We start from the raw sequence: 16994 nt of genomic DNA on the forward strand, positions 1-16994 counted from the left end.
GTCCTGCCAGCCGCAGAACGCTGCGCACGTTATTATCGGCACGCGGGTCAGTGGATGATCTCGAACAGGCCCGCGGTGCCCATGCCGCCGCCCACGCACATGGTCGCGACGCCATATTTCGCCTTGCGGCGGCGGCCCTCGATCAACAGATGGCCGGCCAGCCGCGCGCCGCTCATGCCATAGGGATGGCCCATGGAGATGGCGCCGCCATTGACGTTCAGCTTCGCCGGATCGATGCCGAGCTTGTCGCGGCAATAAATCACCTGGACCGCAAAGGCCTCGTTCAGTTCCCAGAGGTCGATATCGTCGATGCCAAGGCCGTGACGCGCGAGAAGGCGCGGGACGGCGTAAACCGGGCCGATGCCCATTTCGTCCGGCTCACAGCCTGCTGACACGAAGCCCCGGAAAATGCCGAGCGGCTCCAGACCCCGCCGCGCCGCTTCCCTGTCGCTCATGATCACCATGGCGCTGGCGCCATCCGACAGCTGGCTGGCATTGCCTGCCGTGATGCAGCCGCCTTCGCGCACCGGCTTCAGCCTGGTCAGGCCATCTTGCGTCGTATCCGGACGCGGTCCCTCGTCCTGCGACAGCGTGATGCCTTTCAGGCTCGTTTCCTTGGTCTCCTTGTTCGTCACCGACATGGTGGTCGTCAGCGGCACGATCTCGTCGTCGAACTTGCCACTGGTCTGCGCGGATGCGGTGCGCATCTGGCTATCGAACGAATATTCGTCCTGCCGGTCGCGCGAGATCGCGTAACGCTTCGCCACCACCTCCGCTGTCTCGAGCATCGGCATATAGATGTCCGGCTTCATCTCCATCAATGCAGGATCGACGGCGCGATAGGTGTTGGCATGTTCGTTCTGCACCAGCGTGATAGACTGGCCGCCGCCGCCGACCGCAATCTGGACGCCATCGTGGATCACCGAGCGGGCGGCGATGGCGATGGCCTGCAGCCCCGACGCGCAAAGGCGATCGACCGTGGTGCCCGACACCGAAACCGGCAAGCCTGCGCGCAGCAAGGCCTTTCGGGCGATGTTGCCGCCGGTGGTGCCCTGCTGCATGGCGGCGCCCATGACCACGTCCTCAATGTCGCCGGGATCGACCTGCGCGCGCGTCACCGCCGCCTTGATCGCCTCGCCCAGCAACGTGGCACCATCAGTGTTGTTGAGCGCGCCTCGATAGGCTTTTCCAATTGGGGTACGCGCGGTCGAAACGATAACGGCATCGGTCATGGGAGAAGTTCCAGTTTAAGCAGAACGGAAGGAGAGTTGGTCGCGGAGCGCTTGCCGGGACAGCTTGCCGACATTGGTGCGCGGCAGTTCGTCGATGAAATCGAGCGCCGTCGGCAATTCATGCTTGCCAATCTTGCCGGTGAGGAAGGCGCGCAACTCGTCGATGTCGAAACCCGCGGCGCCGGGCCGCAGCGTGACATAGGCTTTTGCGGCCTCGCCGCGATATTCGTCGGGAATGCCGATGACGAGCACCTCCTTGACGTGCGGATGCGCATAGATCGCCTGCTCGATCAGTTGCGGATACACGTTGAAGCCGCCCGATATGATGAGATCCTTCTTACGGTCGACCAGATAGAACCAGCCATCGGCGTCCATGTAGCCGATGTCGCCGGTCAGGAAGCGATCGCCGATGAACCATTCGGAACGGTCTTCGTCGCGATTCCAGTACCCCTTCGTCACGTTCGGCCCGCGGATGCGCAATTCACCAACCTCGCCGGCAGGCAGCACGCGGTGCGGGTCGTCATGCGCGACGATGTCGATTTCGATGCCCGGCAGCATCAAGCCGATGGAGCCGGGCCGGTCCGGACCGTCCGACGGATGCGTGGTGCCCGGCGACGAGGTTTCGGTCATGCCCCAGCCGCTGCGCAGCCGCAGACCGGTCTTGCGCTCGAGGATCGCCGCGACCTCGACGGGCAGCGGCGCTCCACCCGAGCCGCAGGAGACCAACGACGACAGATCGCGGTTGTCGAGATCCGGCAGGCTTGTGATGGCGATCCACATGGTCGGCACGCCCGGAAAGACTGTCGCGCGCTTGACCTCGATGTCGCGCATAATCTCGTCCAGGTCGAAGCGCTGATGCAGCGAAATGAGGTCGCCGTAGCGCAGCCGCTTCATCAGCACGAGCGTAAGGGCATAGATGTGAAACAAGGGAAGCGCACAGATCACCCGCTCGGCAATGCTGCGCTTGGCCCGGAACGGGCGCGTCCACACTTCCCGGATCGAGACCGCGGCGGTCAGATTACGATGCGAGAGCATCGCTCCCTTGGGCAGGCCAGTGGTCCCGCCTGTGTATTGAAGCAGAGCGACGTCGTCCTGATCGAGAGCCGGCCAGGTCGCGGGCGACTGCGCCTCCTTGATGAAATCCGCGAAAGTGACGATCTCCGGACGCCGGTCGTAGGAAGCCAGCGCGTTCTTGGCCGCGCCCCATGCTTCGTCTTCGCAGACAATTATGCGATCGACGATGCCGGCCTTGAGAAACGCAAGGGCGCGCGGGAAAATCGACGCGAGATTGCTGGTGACGACGACCCGCGCGCCGCTGTCGGTCAATTTATGCTTTAGCGTGATCTCGCCATCAAGCGGGCTGAGATGCACGAGACGCGCGCCCGCCCTGAGCGCGCCGAAGAAGTTGATCGGATGATCCGGCGTGTTGCCGAGAAAGATCCCGACAGTGGTGCCGGGGTCGAGACCGTCGCGCAGATAAGCGGCGGCCGTCTCCGTGACTTTGGCATTCAGCTCAGAATAGCTGATCTGACGGCCACGGAATTCGATGGCCGGTCGATCCGCGAATTCGCGTGCCGATTGCTCCAGCAGCGCCGGCACGAGGCCGGTCTTGATTGGCTCATCCCAGCGGACGCCTTCCGGATAGAATTTCTCGCCGGGATATTTCATCCATTCCCTCCCCGCAGTGCTGTTCAACTTGATGACAGGCTGCGATGTTATGCGTGTTTTGCGCGGATGGCGTTTCGCCTGACCATGGCGATGATGGCGGGACCCAGCACTGCCACGACGCAAAGCGCGGACAAGGTCCCGCTGATCGGCCGGGTGACAAAGATGGATAGATCGCCACCGCTTAGAAACAGCGTTTCGCGGAGCGATTTCTCGAAAATGGGCCCGATTACGATTCCAAGGACCAGCGGCGCGAGGTCGAAACCGATCTGCCGCAGAATCGCCCCGACCGCGCCGAATCCCACCAGCACGCAAAGATCCCAGTAGCTGCTGCGCATCGTATAGACGCCGATGAAACTGATCGCAAAGATGAAGCCGATCAGCGCATATTGCGGCACCCGCAGCAGGCGCACCCAAATGCCGACCAGCGGCAGGTTCAGCGCGAGCAATGCAATGTTTCCGATATACATCGATGCGAGCAGGCCCCACACCACATCCGGATGCTGCGACAGCAGCAGCGGCCCCGGCTGGATTCCCTGAACGATCAGCGCGCCCAGCATCAATGCCACATTGGGCGTGAACGGGATGCCAAGGGCCAGCACAGGCACCAGCGCCGACGTCGCCACGGCATTGTTGGCAGCCTCAGGCCCGGCGAATCCCTCAACCGCCCCGCGGCCGAATTCATCGCGATATTTGCGAGCGATCGCCTTCTCAACGCCATAGGACGCGAAAGTTGCGGTCAGCGATCCTGGCCCCGGTAACAGGCCGATTAGAAAACCGATGCCGGAGCCACGCACGATCGCCGGCCATGCCCGCGACCATTCGACCCGTGTCGGAATCATGTCGCGCAGCCGCACCCTATCGGCACGAGGGAATCCATTATTAGAAGCGACGACATGAAACAGTTCGCTCAACCCGTAAAGGCCGAGCGTGATCGGGACAAGATCGAAGCCCAGCGCGAGAGTGTTGGTGTCGAAAGTGAAACGGGTGTCACCGCCCACGGCATCGACACCGATCGTTGCCAGCGCCATCCCGATCAACAGCATCAACATATTTCGCGCCGGGTCGTTGCCGGTGATGCGCACCAGGGTCAGGCCGCCCAGCAGCGCCAACAAGCAGAATTCTGGCGAGGAGAAGCGCAAGGCGACATCGGCTAGGACGGTGGTGAACAGGCTCAGCCCAACAATGCTAATCGTGCCCGCGATGAACGAGCCGACGGCGCAGATCATCAGCGCCGCCCCTGCCCGTCCCTTGCGTGCGAATTCGTAGCCATCGATGGTGGTGACGATGGATCCTCCCTCGCCCGGAATACGCAGGAGGATGGCCGTTGTCGATCCGCCATACATGGCGCCGTAATAAATGCCGGCCAGCATGATCAAACCGGTGACCGCGGAAAAATGCACGGTGATCGGCATGAGAATGGCCATCGCACCGAGCACGCCGAGGCCGGGCAGAACGCCAGTGGCTGTGCCGACGAGCGCACCCAACAGGGCAGCGCCGATATTGACCGGCTGAAGCGCGACGGCGAAGCCGCCGAGCATTTGGGCGAGCAGGTCCATCGTCAGCCTCCAAACATGGTGGTGAACAGCGATCCGTAAGGAAGCGAGACTTTAAGGCCGAGCGCGAACACGACCCAGAACGCGATCGGCGTCGTCACGGCAACCACGCACGCATTCTTCCATGTGGCATCGGCGAGGCGCGCCATCAGAAGCAGGAAGGCCGTCGTCGTCAGGAAGATGCCGAGAAAGGGCAACGTCACTACGAAGGCTATGCAGAGCAGAAGCGAATAACCGACGCGCAGCGCCGCTGTGCCGCGCGGCCACGGACCGAGCTCCGCAGCCACGGGGCGGTTGCGGATCGTGACATAGATGCCGAATGCCACCCAGCAAACCGCGATTAGTGCAGGGATCGCACCGACGCCTGTCCCCAGGGGATCCCCCATCGGAAGCTGCATCGATTGGTACAAATAGCCCAGGCCTGCAGCGGTCAGGATCAGCGAGGTCAGCCGCGATCCTTTGGCCGCTGCCGGGACATCGACGTCAGTTGCTGTCGCGTCGACCATCCGCGACCTACTTTCCGGCCTGTGCAGACGGCGCCGTGCCGCGAAAGACCTCTGTGAATTGCCGGGTCATCTCCTCGCCATCGGTGAACTTGACCTGGATGTTCTGCGCCACCAGAACAAGCCGGAAATCGGGATCCGACACCGCCTGCTTGATGGCTTCGATCAGAACGCTTCGCCTGGCCTCCGGAATTCCCTTTGGTGCGTAGACGACATAGTCGCTGGTGGTGACGACGTCGTAACCCAGCTCCTTGAAGGTCGGAACATTCGGATTGGTCGCCATCCGCTCCGGGCCGAACACGGCCAGCGGCCGCGCTTTGCCGACCTCGACCTGCGCTCTCAGACCCGGCCATGTGAGCGCCACGAGCTCGGTGTTCTTGCCGAGAAATGAGGCTACGCCGTCGGCGTCGCCGCTATAGGGCACGAATCTAATATTGATATTGGCCTTCTTGGCAAAGGCGTCCCAAGTGTAGTGATTGATGCCGCCGGCGATGCTGGCGACCTTCAGCTTGCCGGGATTCTGGCGCGCATAGTTCACCACGTCGTCCAGCTTCTGCAACGGCGAATCGGCCTGAATGCAGAGGGCGTTGTAGACGATGCCGATACCGCCTAGGATATCATAGGTGCCGGGATCTCCCCAGGACAGCCCCTTGACCGAGTGCACGGCAATGGTCATCGGACTGTTGGTCGCGACACCGATCTGGTACCCATCGGCCACGGCCGTCACTACGGCCGTCACGCCGCGCGTGCCCGCGCCGCCCGCCACATTCTCGATTGTCACCGGCTGCTTCAGCGGCTTCTCCAGCGCCCTTCCAAGCGCGCGCGCAATCGCATCCGAGCCGCCTCCGGCGCCGTAATTGACGGTCAAGGTCACTGGCTTGGTGGGAAACGGCTCATCCGCAGCGAAAGCGCACGAATTGGCGAGAGCGAAACTAGCAAAGGCGATTCCTGCAATTCTGCGCATCGTGAGCTACCCCGTCGAGTGACCAAACAGAAATCGACGGTCGGGCACATCCCGATGCTTCGGACTCCGAGCGCATGATCTGCCCGGGCAAGACGCTTCCGCCGACTTTTATCAAACACAACGATATTTCGATTATCACTCGTATGCAAGCACAAAACTTGTTCGCAAGCGCACAACTTGCAAGCAAGCAAACGAATGGGATAGAAGCATTCATCCCGGTTGTCAGGTATCGAGACGCTTGCAGCCTTCGTACGACAGGCGCGAGAACCCGATGACCATCGCTTCAACGAAGAGAGCAAATATTGCCAGCGTTGCTCCACAGCCGGAGCAGCCATATGCGCTCGACGATCAACCCGGTTTTCTCCTGCGCGTGGCGCTAAAAGCCCATACGACGGTATTCGCCGGAAATATGATCGACGGTCTCACCGCGCCGCAATTCTCGACGCTGGCTAAGCTCAAGGAAGTCGGGCCGTGCTCGCAAAACTATCTCGGGCGCCTGATCCACTATGATTCCGCAACCATCACCGGGGTCGTCAACCGACTGAAGATTCGCGGTCTGATCGAAAGCATCGTTGATCCACTCGATCGCCGCCGCGTCGCTGTCGACCTGACGGAGAGTGGCCGGGCCATCGCCGACGATGCCATCGCCGCCGTCAAGAAGATATCGCAGGAAACATTCTCGCCGCTGTCTGCGAGCGAGCATGCGACGCTAACCGCGCTGCTAAAGAAAGTGATCCTGCGATAGCCCCGCGATTTTCTTTTTCCTTTCTGATAGGCCAAAGCCGCGATGCCCGCCCATTCGATGCAGCTCACTGCCGATGAACTCCAAAGCCGTCTGTCCCGCAATCACCTTGCGAACTGGATGGGCTTGAGGGTCGTCCACGCCGCCGCCGGACAAATCCGGCTGTCATCGCCCTGGCGGGACGAATTCATCTCCAATCCCGACCATCGCTTCGCCCATGGCGGCATCCTGGCGACCCTGCTCGATACCGCGGGATCGTATGCGGTCGCTACCCTGCTCGGCAGGCCGGCGCAGACCATCGATATGCGGGTCGATTTTTTGCGGCCGGGCTTCGAATCGGAACTGATGACGGACGCCAACGTGCTTCATTTCGGGCGCACCGTGGCCGGCGTCGACGCGTCCGTTTTTAATCGGGAAAATCGTTTGCTGGCGACGGGCCGGATGGTCTTTCTGACATCCGGTCGATAGCCGGTGGCCGACAAAAGCAGCCCTCGCCGGACGTCTGTGCCTGCAGCGTTGTCGCCGCCGCGATCCTTAGGAGCGCAACACCGAAGCGGCATCCGCCCATGACCATCGCCGCTGTGAAATCCCTTGGCCGACAGGCCCGGCCGAGGGTCTCTGGCAATAGCAGCGACGCGATGACGAGGACGGCTGCGGCCAGCAATGCGATGGCGACCATGCCGCCGAGATCCGCCCCCGCGCCGAAGCCCCGGCTCTGCTTTTCCAGACCTCGTTCAACAGCACCATGCCGATGCTGTAAGGGCGCGCGTGCCGGTGATCAGCCGCAGCACCGCGAGCGATCAGTAATTCCATGCAAAGGCGGTCACCAGGGCGGCCACGGAAAACAGAAGTCGAGGATGTGTCCCAGCATGGCCGAAATCATGATCGCGTAGTGCTGGTTCGCGGTTTAATTGTTCGATGGAAAAGACCGATGCGGACATCTGGCAATCTGGCTGAAAGTCGGAGGGCTCGGGCTTCGATCGCGCGAAGCCCGCCGAATGATTGTCGCTGCCGCCTATCTGCCCGGGGCTCTCAGCTCCTTGTAGGCAAACTCGCCCTTGTCCAGGATATGGATGTCGTCCAGCCACAGGCTGCAGCCGCGCAGCGGAATGTCGAGATGGCACGGCGTGTCGTTGGTGCCACCGAGCTCCACGTTCGGGCCGGTGGAGAACAGCACGTTTCCGTAGAACGAAAGCGCGTTCATGATGTGCTCCTCGGACAATTGCTGCGAGGCGGCGATGTGATGCCATTGCGCGCGCTCGTTGGAGCCCCAGCCGATATGCGCGATCGCCCAGCCGCGCGGATCGCCGAAGCTGTCGATATAGTTCTTGATCAGGAGCGCATCTGTGCCCTCGCCCTGGATATCGACGATGAAGCCGTCCTTTACCGTCAGCGTGACCGGCGACTGGATGTAGCGCTTGAAGGCGCAGAGGATATCGCCGGGCATCAGCACCACGGTGCCGTTGACATCGCCATCGGTCGCCTGCGTGAAGGCGAAGCCGGAAGGGAAGTGATCCCAGCGGCCGGGCTCGTCGGTATAGCCATATTCGGAAATCACCGGATATTGCTTCAGCCCATAGGTCACATCGGTTCCGCCCGGCGAGGTGATGCGCATCTTGCTGGCCGACTGCAGCAGCTTGCGCGACAGTTCGGTGCGGCGGCGCAGGTCCTCGGTCGGAAACATCTTCTTGAGAATGTGGAACGGCTCCATCACGCGCAGGATGCGCGCACCGGCCTCCTGGATTTCGGCCTGTTCTTTGGAGAACAGCAGACCGAGCAGATCGATCACCATATCGGCGCGCTTCAGCGTATCGATGGCTAGCTGAATGCCCGTCAGGGCGTGGCGGCCTTGCAGGCCGGCGACCTTGCCCTGACCGTATTTCGGCACGTTGATATGAAAGGTCGTGGCACCCAGGCTCTGGGCAGCCAGCATGAAGGCCTGGGCGTATTCCGGCTGATCCTCGCCGCCGCTGAGTACGACGACGACTTCGCCCTTCCTGACCTTGCAGAGTTCGAGCTCGGTCTTGAACAGATCGAGCATCTCAACATCGACGCGTTGCCTGGGCATTGTGACAGACTCCTGTTAGCGATGGGTGGAAAGATCGGCTTGCTGGGAACGTGGCGGCGCAAGAATGTCCTCGACGATGGCGAGGAATCCTTCGGTATCGTCGATCTGCATCTGGTGACTGGCGCCTTCGAGGCGCCGGATCGCAATGGAAGGCAGCAGTCGCTGGATTTCGGCTTCATCCTCACCCCGAATGACGCCGCCTTTGCCCGCGACGATCAATGTGGCAGCGACGGCGAGATTGCCGAGATCGAAGTGAACGTCGTCGTGATGGAAACCCTTGTGGCTCTCCGTCAAGGCGCGCTCGTCGCAGGTATGCATCCACTCGGCACGCATCTTGATGTGCTGCTCTGGCCAATTCGGAGCATCCGGGCCGCGCAGGGCCGCTTCAACATCGCCGCGCTGCGCGCTGTGCAGCAGTCTGATCAGCGGTTCGATCGGAATAGGATAGGCGCGACGACCTGGACCCGAAACGGGCGGATCCACCATGATCAAACGCTCGATGGAGGCCGGCCGCCAGCGCGACGCGCGAATGCCGATGCGCGCCCCCATGGAGTGACCGAGGATCGTGTATCTCGTGATGCCGAGCGCCTCGGTGAATGCGAGGAGGTCGGACGCGCAGGCATCGAGCGAGTAGTTGAGATGCGGACCGCTTTCGGACAGGCCGCGGCCGCGAACATCAAGAACAAAGATATCGCGTCCGACGCAAAGGCGTTCGGCGACGAAAGCCCATTGCGCCGCCGTGGTCGAGATTCCCGGAACGATGATCAACACCGGTCCGCTTCCACCGAATCTCAGATAATGCTGTCGGATGCCGTTGGCGCGCACATGGGCGCCGTAAAGCAATTTCGAGGGCCCGGTGCCGGTCACGGTGCGCGCTCCGCCGACAATGTCCGAAGCTTGTCGATGACGGCGTGCGTGGGCAGAATGTCGGCATATTTGCTGGCGATGTCGAACAGGTTGACGGCATGCGAGGTCGGGGACCGATCATACACCGCGTCGCTCGGAACGATGGATTTGAAGTTCAAGGCGCAGGCATCAACGACCGATGCGCGAACGCAGCCGCTGGTGGTGCAGCCCGTGACGACGAGCGAATCCACGCCGCCGCCGATCAGATAGGTCGCCAACGGCGTGCCGAAGAAGGCGCTTGCCTGAGTCTTCGGCAGCAGCAATTCGCCGGGTTGCGGGGCAACTTCCTTGACAAAATCATAACCCGCTGCAGGGATCTGCATGATGCCCGGAATCTTGGTGGCGAACGCGCCGTGGTCCTGGGCGACCTTGCGGGCGACGTGCGGGAAGATCACCGGCCACCTGTTCTCGCGAAACACGCTCACGAGATTGGCGATATGCGGAATGGCATTCCACCCGGCGTCGCCACAACTGGTCGGATACTGCTTCACCGCCTCGCGGATCGGCATCGGCCGGTCGCCGACCGAACGATATTGAACGTCAATGACGAGGAGTGCCGGCCGCTTGCCGAAGCCGGCCGCGCCGCCGAGCCCGGCCATCGCATAGGTCTCGCGCTCCTCCAATGGAATGACGTCGTCCCAAGGCTGCTTGATGGTCACGACTACACTCCTGTCTTTGATGTCACCGAAGCGGCACGGAGGTCGCGTCGTATTGGTAGATCCAGTCGAAGCGCGCCTTGGACGCGACCGGTGACCACTGCGTCCTGATGTAGTCGTCCGCGGTCTCGACCGTGCCGAGCGCCTTGTTGTGGAAGATCGGCAGCATGCCGATCGCCGACTCCACCACCTTGCCGGTGCGATCGAGCCGTAGCCCCTGATAGGTTTGGAACGCCCTGGCCAAATCGTTGGGCTGCTCGTCGAGGCAGCGCGCCAGCACGGCGGCGTCCTCCAGCGCCATGTTCACGCCCTGCCCGAGATAGGGCGGCATCGAGTGACAGGCGTCGCCCAGCAAGGTGACGCGGCCCTGCGACCAAGTCTTGAGCGGCGGCCTCACGAACAGGCCCCATTTGTTCAGCGTATCGACGTTCTCGACCAGCGCGATGATGTCGGAATGCCAGCCTACGAAATCGCGGAGACACTCCTCGATCGATCCTTTCTCGGACCAAGATTCCAGCTGCCAGTCGGCGCGGTCGACCTGTCCCGAAAAAGTCATCAGCATGGTGTCCTGCCACAGCACCGGATAGGCGGTGACATGCGCGGTCGGCCCAATCCAGGTCGACACCACATGCTCTCGCTGGTGCGGCGCCAGCCGATCGACCGGCACCAGACCGCGCCAGGCGATGACATTGGTGTACTTGCTCGCGAGCTGACCCATGATCCCGGTCCGGACCTTGGAATGGGCGCCGTCGGCCCCGATCAGCGCGCGGCCTTCGACCTCGGCACCGTCGGCGAGGGTCGCTCGGACGCCGCCATCGGTCTGGCTGAATCCGACGACATGGGCGTTCAGATGAATGGCGCCCGGCTTCAGTTTGCGGACGCCGTCCGTCAGAAGCTTGAGGAGATGCGCACGGAGCAGAAGGTAAGGCTGATTGCCGGCAACATCCATCGCACGGTTATAGAGCGGCCAGCTTTGGCCAGTGCTCCACAGACGGATGTCGCGCCGTTCGGCCGCGATACAGCTCTGCTCGACCTGCTCGGTCAGGCCGAGATCGTTGAGAACACGCACGCCATTCATGGAAATCCACAGGCCAGCGCCGACCTCGCGCAGTTCGGGTGCCTGCTCGAACACGTCGCAATCGATGCCGCGACGCAGCAGCGACAGGGCCATCGCGAGGCCGCCGATCCCGGCGCCGGCGATGAGAATGCTCGACTTGCCGACTTGTTCAGTATTCATGATATCTCCGGACAAAAGATGTGCTGGGGCACGATGGTTCAGGCGGCGTCTTCCGAGACATGCTGCTAGGCAAGACTCTTCACCGCCTCGAAAATCTTGATGTATCCGGTGCACCGACACAGATTGCCGTGCAGGTAGTGGCGGATTTCGTCGTCGGTCGGATGCGGCTTCGCTTTCAGCAGCGCGGTCACCGCCATGATGAAGCCAGGCGTACAGAAGCCGCATTGCAGACCGCCGTGACGCACGAAGGCCTCCTGGATGCGCGACAGACCGTCCGCCGGAGTTACCCCCTCGATGGTCGTGACCTCGCGGCGATCCACGTCCACCGCCAGTGTCGTGCAACTCGAAATCGGCGCGCCGTCGAGCAGCACGGTGCAGGCGCCGCAGACCTCCATGTCGCAGGACCGCTTCGTGCCCTTGAGGCCGATGCGATCCCTGATCAGATCGACCAGCAGCGTGTGAGTCGGCACCTCGATCGCGATGGCCTCGCCATTCAGCGAGAAGGAAATGGGGAGATGATGTGTCATCCGGCCTAGCTCCTGCTGCCACCAAGCGCGTCGTCCAGATTTCTCTGTAGCAGGACGCGGGCGAGATGGCGCTTGTAGTCGGCGCCGCCATGCCGATCGGCGTTGACGTCGAGCGCATCAAGCGCCGCCGGCAATGCCTCAGCCACGGCGCAACGCGCCTCGACGACGGAACGGCCGCGAAGTGCGTCTTCGACGGCCGTCAACGCCTGCGGGCGGAAGCTCAGTGCGCCGACGCGGATCCGGGCGCTTGCGATGATCGTATTGCGCTCGGCCAGCGACCAGGCCATGGCGACATTTACCGACGGCCGTTCGCCATGCTTGAAACGGCGATAGGTGACGGAGCCGCTCGGCCGCGGAAATACGATTGTCGTCAGCAGCTCGTTCGGCGCACGCACCGTTTCCAATTCGCCTTGGATGAACTCGTCCGCAGGCACGGTTCGGATGCCACCGAGACCCTGCAGCACCAGCCGCGCATCGAGCGCCGCCAGCATGGTCGGCGGATCGGCATGCGGCTCTCCGAAGCACAGGTTGCCGCCGATAGTCCCGACGCTGCGGACCCTGATATTGGCCACATCGGCGCAGAGCGCGGACAGCGCCGGCACATGCTCCTGAATGAGTGCATCGCCCGCAATCCGGTTATGCGTGCAGCGCGCGCCGATCTCGATCTCGTCCGCATCGTTCAACATGATGCCATCGAGCCCCGCGATACCCTTGATATCAACGAGCCGTTCCGTATGGATCACGCGCATCTTCATCGCCAACAGCAGCTCGGTGCCGCCGGAATAGAACATGCCCTCGCCGTCCTCACCGACGGCTGCGAGTGCCTCGTCGATCGTCGGCAACCTTGTATATTCGAAGGGAAGCGGCAGCATGATCAAGCAGCGCCCAACATGTCTTTGAGCTTCTTTTCAAACTCTTCGAAATTCTGATCGACTCGTCGCTTGATGACGCCGAAGCCCATGGAGGCGAGGCGTCCCTGCACATCGACCTTCGCTTCCACGGCGAATGTCGAGCCGGCGTCCTGCGGCGTCACCGTCACATCGAGGACCACCGCAAGCCGCGTACCGGTGAACTTGTCGCGCCCCGTGGCGCGGGTGCGTACGTGCGACGGCTCGGTGATGGACTCGACGACGATATCGGCGGGTACTTCGATCTTGAACGGGCCGATTTTCTGCTTGACCGTTGCTTTGTAGGTCACGAGCCGTTCGATTTCCTCGACATTGTCGCAGCCCGGGATGCAGGACGAAATGCGCGGCACATCTAGCAGCGTGCTCCAAAGCTCCGCAGGTGTCGCCGGGACGACCATCGACATCTTGAATTCCATTAGCTCAATTCCTCTTCTGCAAAGCGCGCCACACTTTTTCCGGCGTCATGGGCAGGTCGGTAATGCGGACCCCATAAGCAGAGAACAGCGCGTTGGCGATCGCCGGCGCGACCGGAAGAATGGCGCCTTCGCCCATTCCCTTGGCGCCGCCCGGCCCGGGACCGTCGCCATTTTCAATCAGGATGGTGTCGAAGGCCGGCGGCACGTCGGAGATCCGCGGGATGAAATAGTCGATTGGATTCGCATTGACCGGCTGGCCGTCCTCGAATTCCAACTGCTCGTAAAGCGCGTGCCCGAATCCCATCACAGCCGCGCCCTCGTCCTGCCCTTCGGCGGCGACGCGGTTGATGACCCGGCCGACATCGGCGGCGCTGGCATAGCGGGGAACGTGGATTTCGCCGGTGTCTTCATCGACGACGATTTCAGCAAGACCCGCCGAAGTCTCCCAAAACAGCGGCGACTCGACCAACGCCCCTTTCTTCGAGCGCGGGGTAATGGCGCCGCGGCCGATGACCTCGCCGGAATCGACGCCCAGCGTCCGATGGAATATCTCGTGAAAGGTGAGAACTTCGGCGCCAATCGAGACGCCGCCTTCGACCAGCGACAGGCTCTCCTTCGGCAGCTCCCAGACATCTGCGACCATCTCCAGGATCTGATCGGCTGCATCGAGCGCTGCCTTTTCGACCGACAGGCCGACCACAATGGTCGAGCGACTGGCCCCAGTGCCCCAGTCATAGGGGGCGACCGCCGTATCCGTGCGCAACACCGTGACCGCGGAGGCCGGCTGCTTCAGCGTCTGTGCCGCGATCCGCCCCATGGTCGCATGGGATCCCTGTCCCACTTCGATGGCAGAGGTCGAAACCAGGATCGAGCCGTCGATCTTGAGCCGCACGATCGCGTTGCTGATCGGCGTATTGGCCGGATCCGTTGCCGCCACGGCGAGCCCACGCGACTTCCTGTTGGACGCGTTGGCTTCGGTGCCGAACGACTGGCTCACCCGGCCCATCAGCTCGCTCATATCCATGTCGAGCGCCCGCAGGTCCGGCCGCGTGCGCTGGCCTCGGGATGCCAAATTGATCAACCGGAATTCGCTCGGATCCATGCCGATGGCCGCCGCGACATTGTCCATGTGCGACTCCTTGGCCCATACGGCCTGCGGGCCGCCGATCGAACGAAATGCGGCCCCCGGGATCGTGTTCGTATACACCGCTTGCGCTTCGAGACGCAGATTGGGCATCACATACGGGCCCATGATGCGATTGGCCGACTTGGTTGCGACCGCGGAGCCTGTATCGGAATAGGCGCCACCATCGAGCAGCAGCTTTGCGCTCTTGGCGACAATGCGCCCCTTCGCGTCCACTGCGGTGCGTATCGTTATGTCCGCGCCGAGCCTGCGGCAGGTGAGCATGGACTCCACTTGGGATTGGGCAATGCGAACCGGACGCTGCACCTTCCAGGACGCAGCTGCGACCAGCGGCTCGATTTTGACCGATGCCTTTCCACCGAAGCCGCCGCCAACGAACGGGACGATCACTCGGATGCGCGCAAGCTGCAGGCCGAACAGGCGTGACAATACTTTCTGCACGGCCGTCGGCGTTTGTGCGCCAGCCCAGATGGTCAGGGAATCGCCCTTGAAGTCGGCGATCACGGTGTGCGGCTCCAATGCGAAATGCGAGATGCCGGGAAAGGTGAAGTGATCCTCGTGGATATAGGCGGCGGTGGCCTCGGCCGCGTCGACGTCACCGACTTCGTTCCGATAGGTGTGAAAGACGTTGCTGCCCTGGGTCGGGCGCGCGCCGCCCTTGAAATAGAAGTCCTGAAGATTTTCGTGATGCGCGTGGATCAGCGGTGCGCCGTCGGCCATCGCCTCCTGGATCGTCGTCGCCCGCGGCAGCTCTTCATATTCGACATCGACCAGTTCCGCGGCGTTTTCCGCGATCTCGACCGTGTCGGCGACCACCACGGCGATGGGTTCCCCGACATGACGAACGCGGTCGATCGCAATGATCGGCCGATCCTTGAGAACCAGACCCCATAGGCCGAATTGCGCGACATCGGCGCCGGTCAGCACATCAACAACGCCGTCGGACGCCAGTGCTGCGCTCGTATCGATCGACACGATACGGGCATGGACCGCCGGCGACCGGACCACGAAGCCGTGCAGCATGCCCGGCACCGTCAGGTCGGTGATGTACTCCGCCCGCCCGGTGACCTTCTCGATGAGGTCGGGCCGCACGGAGCTCATACTGTCAATCGTCTTCGACATTCAACAATCCACGGGAACTTCGCTGCTATTCCGAGCCGCGCGGTGCCGCGACGCAGTTTGAAAAACGCTGCGACAAGCGCTAAAGCATTTATTGCTCGTATGCAAGTGCTGCGCTCGTGCACGACTGTACGCATTATAGGCTGGCCGGGAGCTTTGACCCTCCCTGCGTGCAGACGGCCATTTCCCATGAGGCCAAAGACAGGAAATTGCAGAGACCACCGTGGATTTCGGCGGCCGGGATCGGTAAACAGGCAAGCAGCCTTAACGGCTTTCGCGCCGTATCATGGCTTGCAATTGATGCCAGATCAGACCCGGGGGAATGTTTGTCGCCTAAGACGAAGCCACGCTCGACCGACAAAGCGAAAGATGCCGCGCTCTCATATACGCTTGATGAGGCGCCCGGCTTTCTGCTGCGGGTCGCCTTGCGGACCCACACGGCTTTTTTTACCGCAAAGATGATCGAAGGCTTGACGGCGCCTCAGTTCTCGACGCTAGCGAAACTGCGCGAGGTGGGTCCCTGCTCCCAGAACCATCTCGGTCGGCTCATTCATTATGATTCGGCGACGATCACTGGCGTAATTACACGCCTCAAGTCGCGCGGCCTGATCACGAGCTACAAGGATCCGCTGGATCCAAGACGGAGAGAAATCGACCTGACCGAAAAGGGGCGACGAATAGCCGACGCCGCGATAGAGACCATCGGGGAGATATCTAGCGAGACATTTTCGCCGCTGAGCCAGCAGGAGTTTCGAACGCTGACTGAGATCTTAAAAAAAGTAATTCGCCGATGATAAACAACTGACACTCAGGCACTTCCCGGAACGAAAAGTTTCGCAGACGGACTGATGATGTCGAACCATGCCTCGGCAAAAATAACCGCAAAGTCCGGGTATGTTGAGGCCATTCTGGCAGCCCGGTCGTCAATCCCGTCCAGAGGCCAGTTAGATTGTCTCTGCCGAAATCGTCTGCCGTAGAGCGCACGATCCAAAGAGAAGTGATTTAGCTGTTCAACATTTGGCCGTTGTCCCGGCTGACCGAACTCAAGATTTTTATTTTGAATAACGCGAGATCGTGTTTCAGCTTCGGTTGATCGTTGGCACTTATGCGCCCGTTTTGCACCGCTAGCGACATGACTTTGAGCAAACGCGCTAGACCGTGTTCTAAGAACGCTTCTATGACCGGCAAATCTCTCGAGATCGAGAGGCATCGATTGAAAAGAAGGATTTTCGCGGATAGCTGCGGCTGCTTCGCCAAAGTAAAATCGCGACAAGCGGCTGCGAACTCCTCTTCCTGGGCGTTTAATGAGATTCCTAGATAGGTGAGATCGCCTGCCACGTCATAGTCATCC

Annotated in this window: 18 protein-coding genes; 3 read left to right on the top strand and 15 right to left on the bottom strand. The window is 61.8% G+C overall.

Annotation, left to right across the window (positions count from 1 at the left end; translation table 11 throughout):
* Positions 1 to 47 precede the first annotated feature (47 nt).
* The 5 genes from AB7828_RS15145 to AB7828_RS15165 are packed head-to-tail and all read right to left on the bottom strand — an operon-like array spanning position 48 to position 5920.
* The gene (locus AB7828_RS15145) at positions 48 to 1232 is read right to left on the bottom strand and encodes an acetyl-CoA C-acyltransferase (RefSeq protein WP_120286728.1); all 1185 of its coding nucleotides are present in this window, start codon (positions 1230 to 1232) and stop codon (positions 48 to 50) included.
* Positions 1233 to 1247: 15 nt separating this feature from the next.
* Entirely contained in the window at positions 1248 to 2900 is a 1653-nt protein-coding gene (gene pimA / locus AB7828_RS15150) for a dicarboxylate--CoA ligase PimA (protein ID WP_120286727.1), read from the bottom strand.
* A 47-nt stretch (positions 2901 to 2947) separates the two neighbouring features.
* Complete coding sequence (locus tag AB7828_RS15155) at positions 2948 to 4456, bottom strand: tripartite tricarboxylate transporter permease (RefSeq protein ID WP_120286726.1); 1509 nt, start codon at positions 4454 to 4456, stop codon at positions 2948 to 2950.
* A gap of 2 nt (positions 4457 to 4458) precedes the next feature.
* Positions 4459 to 4959 (bottom strand): tripartite tricarboxylate transporter TctB family protein, encoded by a 501-nt coding sequence (locus tag AB7828_RS15160; RefSeq protein WP_120286725.1) that lies wholly within the window; start codon positions 4957 to 4959, stop codon positions 4459 to 4461.
* A gap of 7 nt (positions 4960 to 4966) precedes the next feature.
* Entirely contained in the window at positions 4967 to 5920 is a 954-nt protein-coding gene (locus tag AB7828_RS15165; protein WP_120286724.1) for a tripartite tricarboxylate transporter substrate binding protein, read from the bottom strand.
* A 271-nt stretch (positions 5921 to 6191) separates the two neighbouring features.
* Here AB7828_RS15165 and AB7828_RS15170 point away from each other — a divergent pair, with 271 nt between their 5' ends.
* Together AB7828_RS15170 and AB7828_RS15175 are read left to right on the top strand one after the other, a co-directional pair.
* Positions 6192 to 6665 (top strand): MarR family winged helix-turn-helix transcriptional regulator, encoded by a 474-nt coding sequence (locus tag AB7828_RS15170; RefSeq protein WP_439068603.1) that lies wholly within the window; start codon positions 6192 to 6194, stop codon positions 6663 to 6665.
* Between the two features lie 42 nt (positions 6666 to 6707).
* Positions 6708 to 7130 (top strand): PaaI family thioesterase, encoded by a 423-nt coding sequence (locus AB7828_RS15175; protein WP_120286722.1) that lies wholly within the window; start codon positions 6708 to 6710, stop codon positions 7128 to 7130.
* Positions 7131 to 7462: 332 nt separating this feature from the next.
* Here the strand turns inward: AB7828_RS15175 and AB7828_RS15180 are convergent, their stop codons facing one another.
* From AB7828_RS15180 to AB7828_RS15220, 9 genes are all read right to left on the bottom strand, one after another.
* The gene (locus AB7828_RS15180) at positions 7463 to 7603 is read right to left on the bottom strand and encodes a hypothetical protein (protein ID WP_439084160.1); all 141 of its coding nucleotides are present in this window, start codon (positions 7601 to 7603) and stop codon (positions 7463 to 7465) included.
* A 74-nt stretch (positions 7604 to 7677) separates the two neighbouring features.
* The gene (locus tag AB7828_RS15185; protein WP_120286721.1) at positions 7678 to 8730 is read right to left on the bottom strand and encodes a leucyl aminopeptidase; all 1053 of its coding nucleotides are present in this window, start codon (positions 8728 to 8730) and stop codon (positions 7678 to 7680) included.
* A gap of 15 nt (positions 8731 to 8745) precedes the next feature.
* Complete coding sequence (locus AB7828_RS15190) at positions 8746 to 9597, bottom strand: alpha/beta fold hydrolase (RefSeq protein ID WP_120286720.1); 852 nt, start codon at positions 9595 to 9597, stop codon at positions 8746 to 8748.
* Entirely contained in the window at positions 9594 to 10295 is a 702-nt protein-coding gene (locus AB7828_RS15195) for an isochorismatase family protein (RefSeq protein ID WP_439084159.1), read from the bottom strand. The genes AB7828_RS15190 and AB7828_RS15195 overlap by 4 nt, the downstream gene beginning before the upstream one ends.
* 22 nt (positions 10296 to 10317) lie before the next feature.
* Complete coding sequence (locus AB7828_RS15200) at positions 10318 to 11529, bottom strand: FAD-dependent monooxygenase (protein WP_120286718.1); 1212 nt, start codon at positions 11527 to 11529, stop codon at positions 10318 to 10320.
* A gap of 65 nt (positions 11530 to 11594) precedes the next feature.
* Entirely contained in the window at positions 11595 to 12056 is a 462-nt protein-coding gene (locus AB7828_RS15205) for a (2Fe-2S)-binding protein (RefSeq protein ID WP_120286717.1), read from the bottom strand.
* Positions 12057 to 12061: 5 nt separating this feature from the next.
* The gene (locus AB7828_RS15210) at positions 12062 to 12928 is read right to left on the bottom strand and encodes an FAD binding domain-containing protein (protein ID WP_120286716.1); all 867 of its coding nucleotides are present in this window, start codon (positions 12926 to 12928) and stop codon (positions 12062 to 12064) included.
* A 2-nt stretch (positions 12929 to 12930) separates the two neighbouring features.
* Positions 12931 to 13368 (bottom strand): CoxG family protein, encoded by a 438-nt coding sequence (locus AB7828_RS15215; RefSeq protein WP_439068605.1) that lies wholly within the window; start codon positions 13366 to 13368, stop codon positions 12931 to 12933.
* A 16-nt stretch (positions 13369 to 13384) separates the two neighbouring features.
* On the bottom strand, positions 13385 to 15646 hold the full coding sequence (locus AB7828_RS15220) for a xanthine dehydrogenase family protein molybdopterin-binding subunit (RefSeq protein WP_199711947.1): 2262 nt from the start codon (positions 15644 to 15646) through the stop codon (positions 13385 to 13387).
* Between the two features lie 167 nt (positions 15647 to 15813).
* On the opposite strand from AB7828_RS15220, the gene AB7828_RS15225 reads away from it, so the two are divergent.
* Positions 15814 to 16437, top strand: coding sequence for a MarR family winged helix-turn-helix transcriptional regulator (locus AB7828_RS15225; RefSeq protein ID WP_439068606.1), 624 nt, complete (start codon positions 15814 to 15816; stop codon positions 16435 to 16437).
* 208 nt (positions 16438 to 16645) lie between these two features.
* Here AB7828_RS15225 and AB7828_RS15230 read toward each other — a convergent pair whose 3' ends face one another.
* Entirely contained in the window at positions 16646 to 16981 is a 336-nt protein-coding gene (locus AB7828_RS15230) for a hypothetical protein (protein WP_441230492.1), read from the bottom strand.
* Positions 16982 to 16994: the final 13 nt, after the last annotated feature.

The organism is Tardiphaga sp. 215_C5_N2_1, assembly GCF_052076055.1.
GTDB lineage: Bacteria > Pseudomonadota > Alphaproteobacteria > Rhizobiales > Xanthobacteraceae > Tardiphaga > Tardiphaga robiniae.

Coding starts and splice junctions, on each gene's coding strand:
- AB7828_RS15145 (WP_120286728.1), bottom strand. CDS start 1,232: ATGACCGATGCCGTTATCGTTTCGACCGCGCGTACCCCAATTGGAAAA.
- pimA (WP_120286727.1), bottom strand. CDS start 2,900: ATGAAATATCCCGGCGAGAAATTCTATCCGGAAGGCGTCCGCTGGGAT.
- AB7828_RS15155 (WP_120286726.1), bottom strand. CDS start 4,456: ATGGACCTGCTCGCCCAAATGCTCGGCGGCTTCGCCGTCGCGCTTCAG.
- AB7828_RS15160 (WP_120286725.1), bottom strand. CDS start 4,959: ATGGTCGACGCGACAGCAACTGACGTCGATGTCCCGGCAGCGGCCAAA.
- AB7828_RS15165 (WP_120286724.1), bottom strand. CDS start 5,920: ATGCGCAGAATTGCAGGAATCGCCTTTGCTAGTTTCGCTCTCGCCAAT.
- AB7828_RS15170 (WP_439068603.1), top strand. CDS start 6,192: ATGACCATCGCTTCAACGAAGAGAGCAAATATTGCCAGCGTTGCTCCA.
- AB7828_RS15175 (WP_120286722.1), top strand. CDS start 6,708: ATGCCCGCCCATTCGATGCAGCTCACTGCCGATGAACTCCAAAGCCGT.
- AB7828_RS15180 (WP_439084160.1), bottom strand. CDS start 7,603: ATGTCCGCATCGGTCTTTTCCATCGAACAATTAAACCGCGAACCAGCA.
- AB7828_RS15185 (WP_120286721.1), bottom strand. CDS start 8,730: ATGCCCAGGCAACGCGTCGATGTTGAGATGCTCGATCTGTTCAAGACC.
- AB7828_RS15200 (WP_120286718.1), bottom strand. CDS start 11,529: ATGAATACTGAACAAGTCGGCAAGTCGAGCATTCTCATCGCCGGCGCC.
- AB7828_RS15205 (WP_120286717.1), bottom strand. CDS start 12,056: ATGACACATCATCTCCCCATTTCCTTCTCGCTGAATGGCGAGGCCATC.
- AB7828_RS15210 (WP_120286716.1), bottom strand. CDS start 12,928: ATGCTGCCGCTTCCCTTCGAATATACAAGGTTGCCGACGATCGACGAG.
- AB7828_RS15215 (WP_439068605.1), bottom strand. CDS start 13,368: ATGTCGATGGTCGTCCCGGCGACACCTGCGGAGCTTTGGAGCACGCTG.
- AB7828_RS15220 (WP_199711947.1), bottom strand. CDS start 15,646: ATGTCGAAGACGATTGACAGTATGAGCTCCGTGCGGCCCGACCTCATC.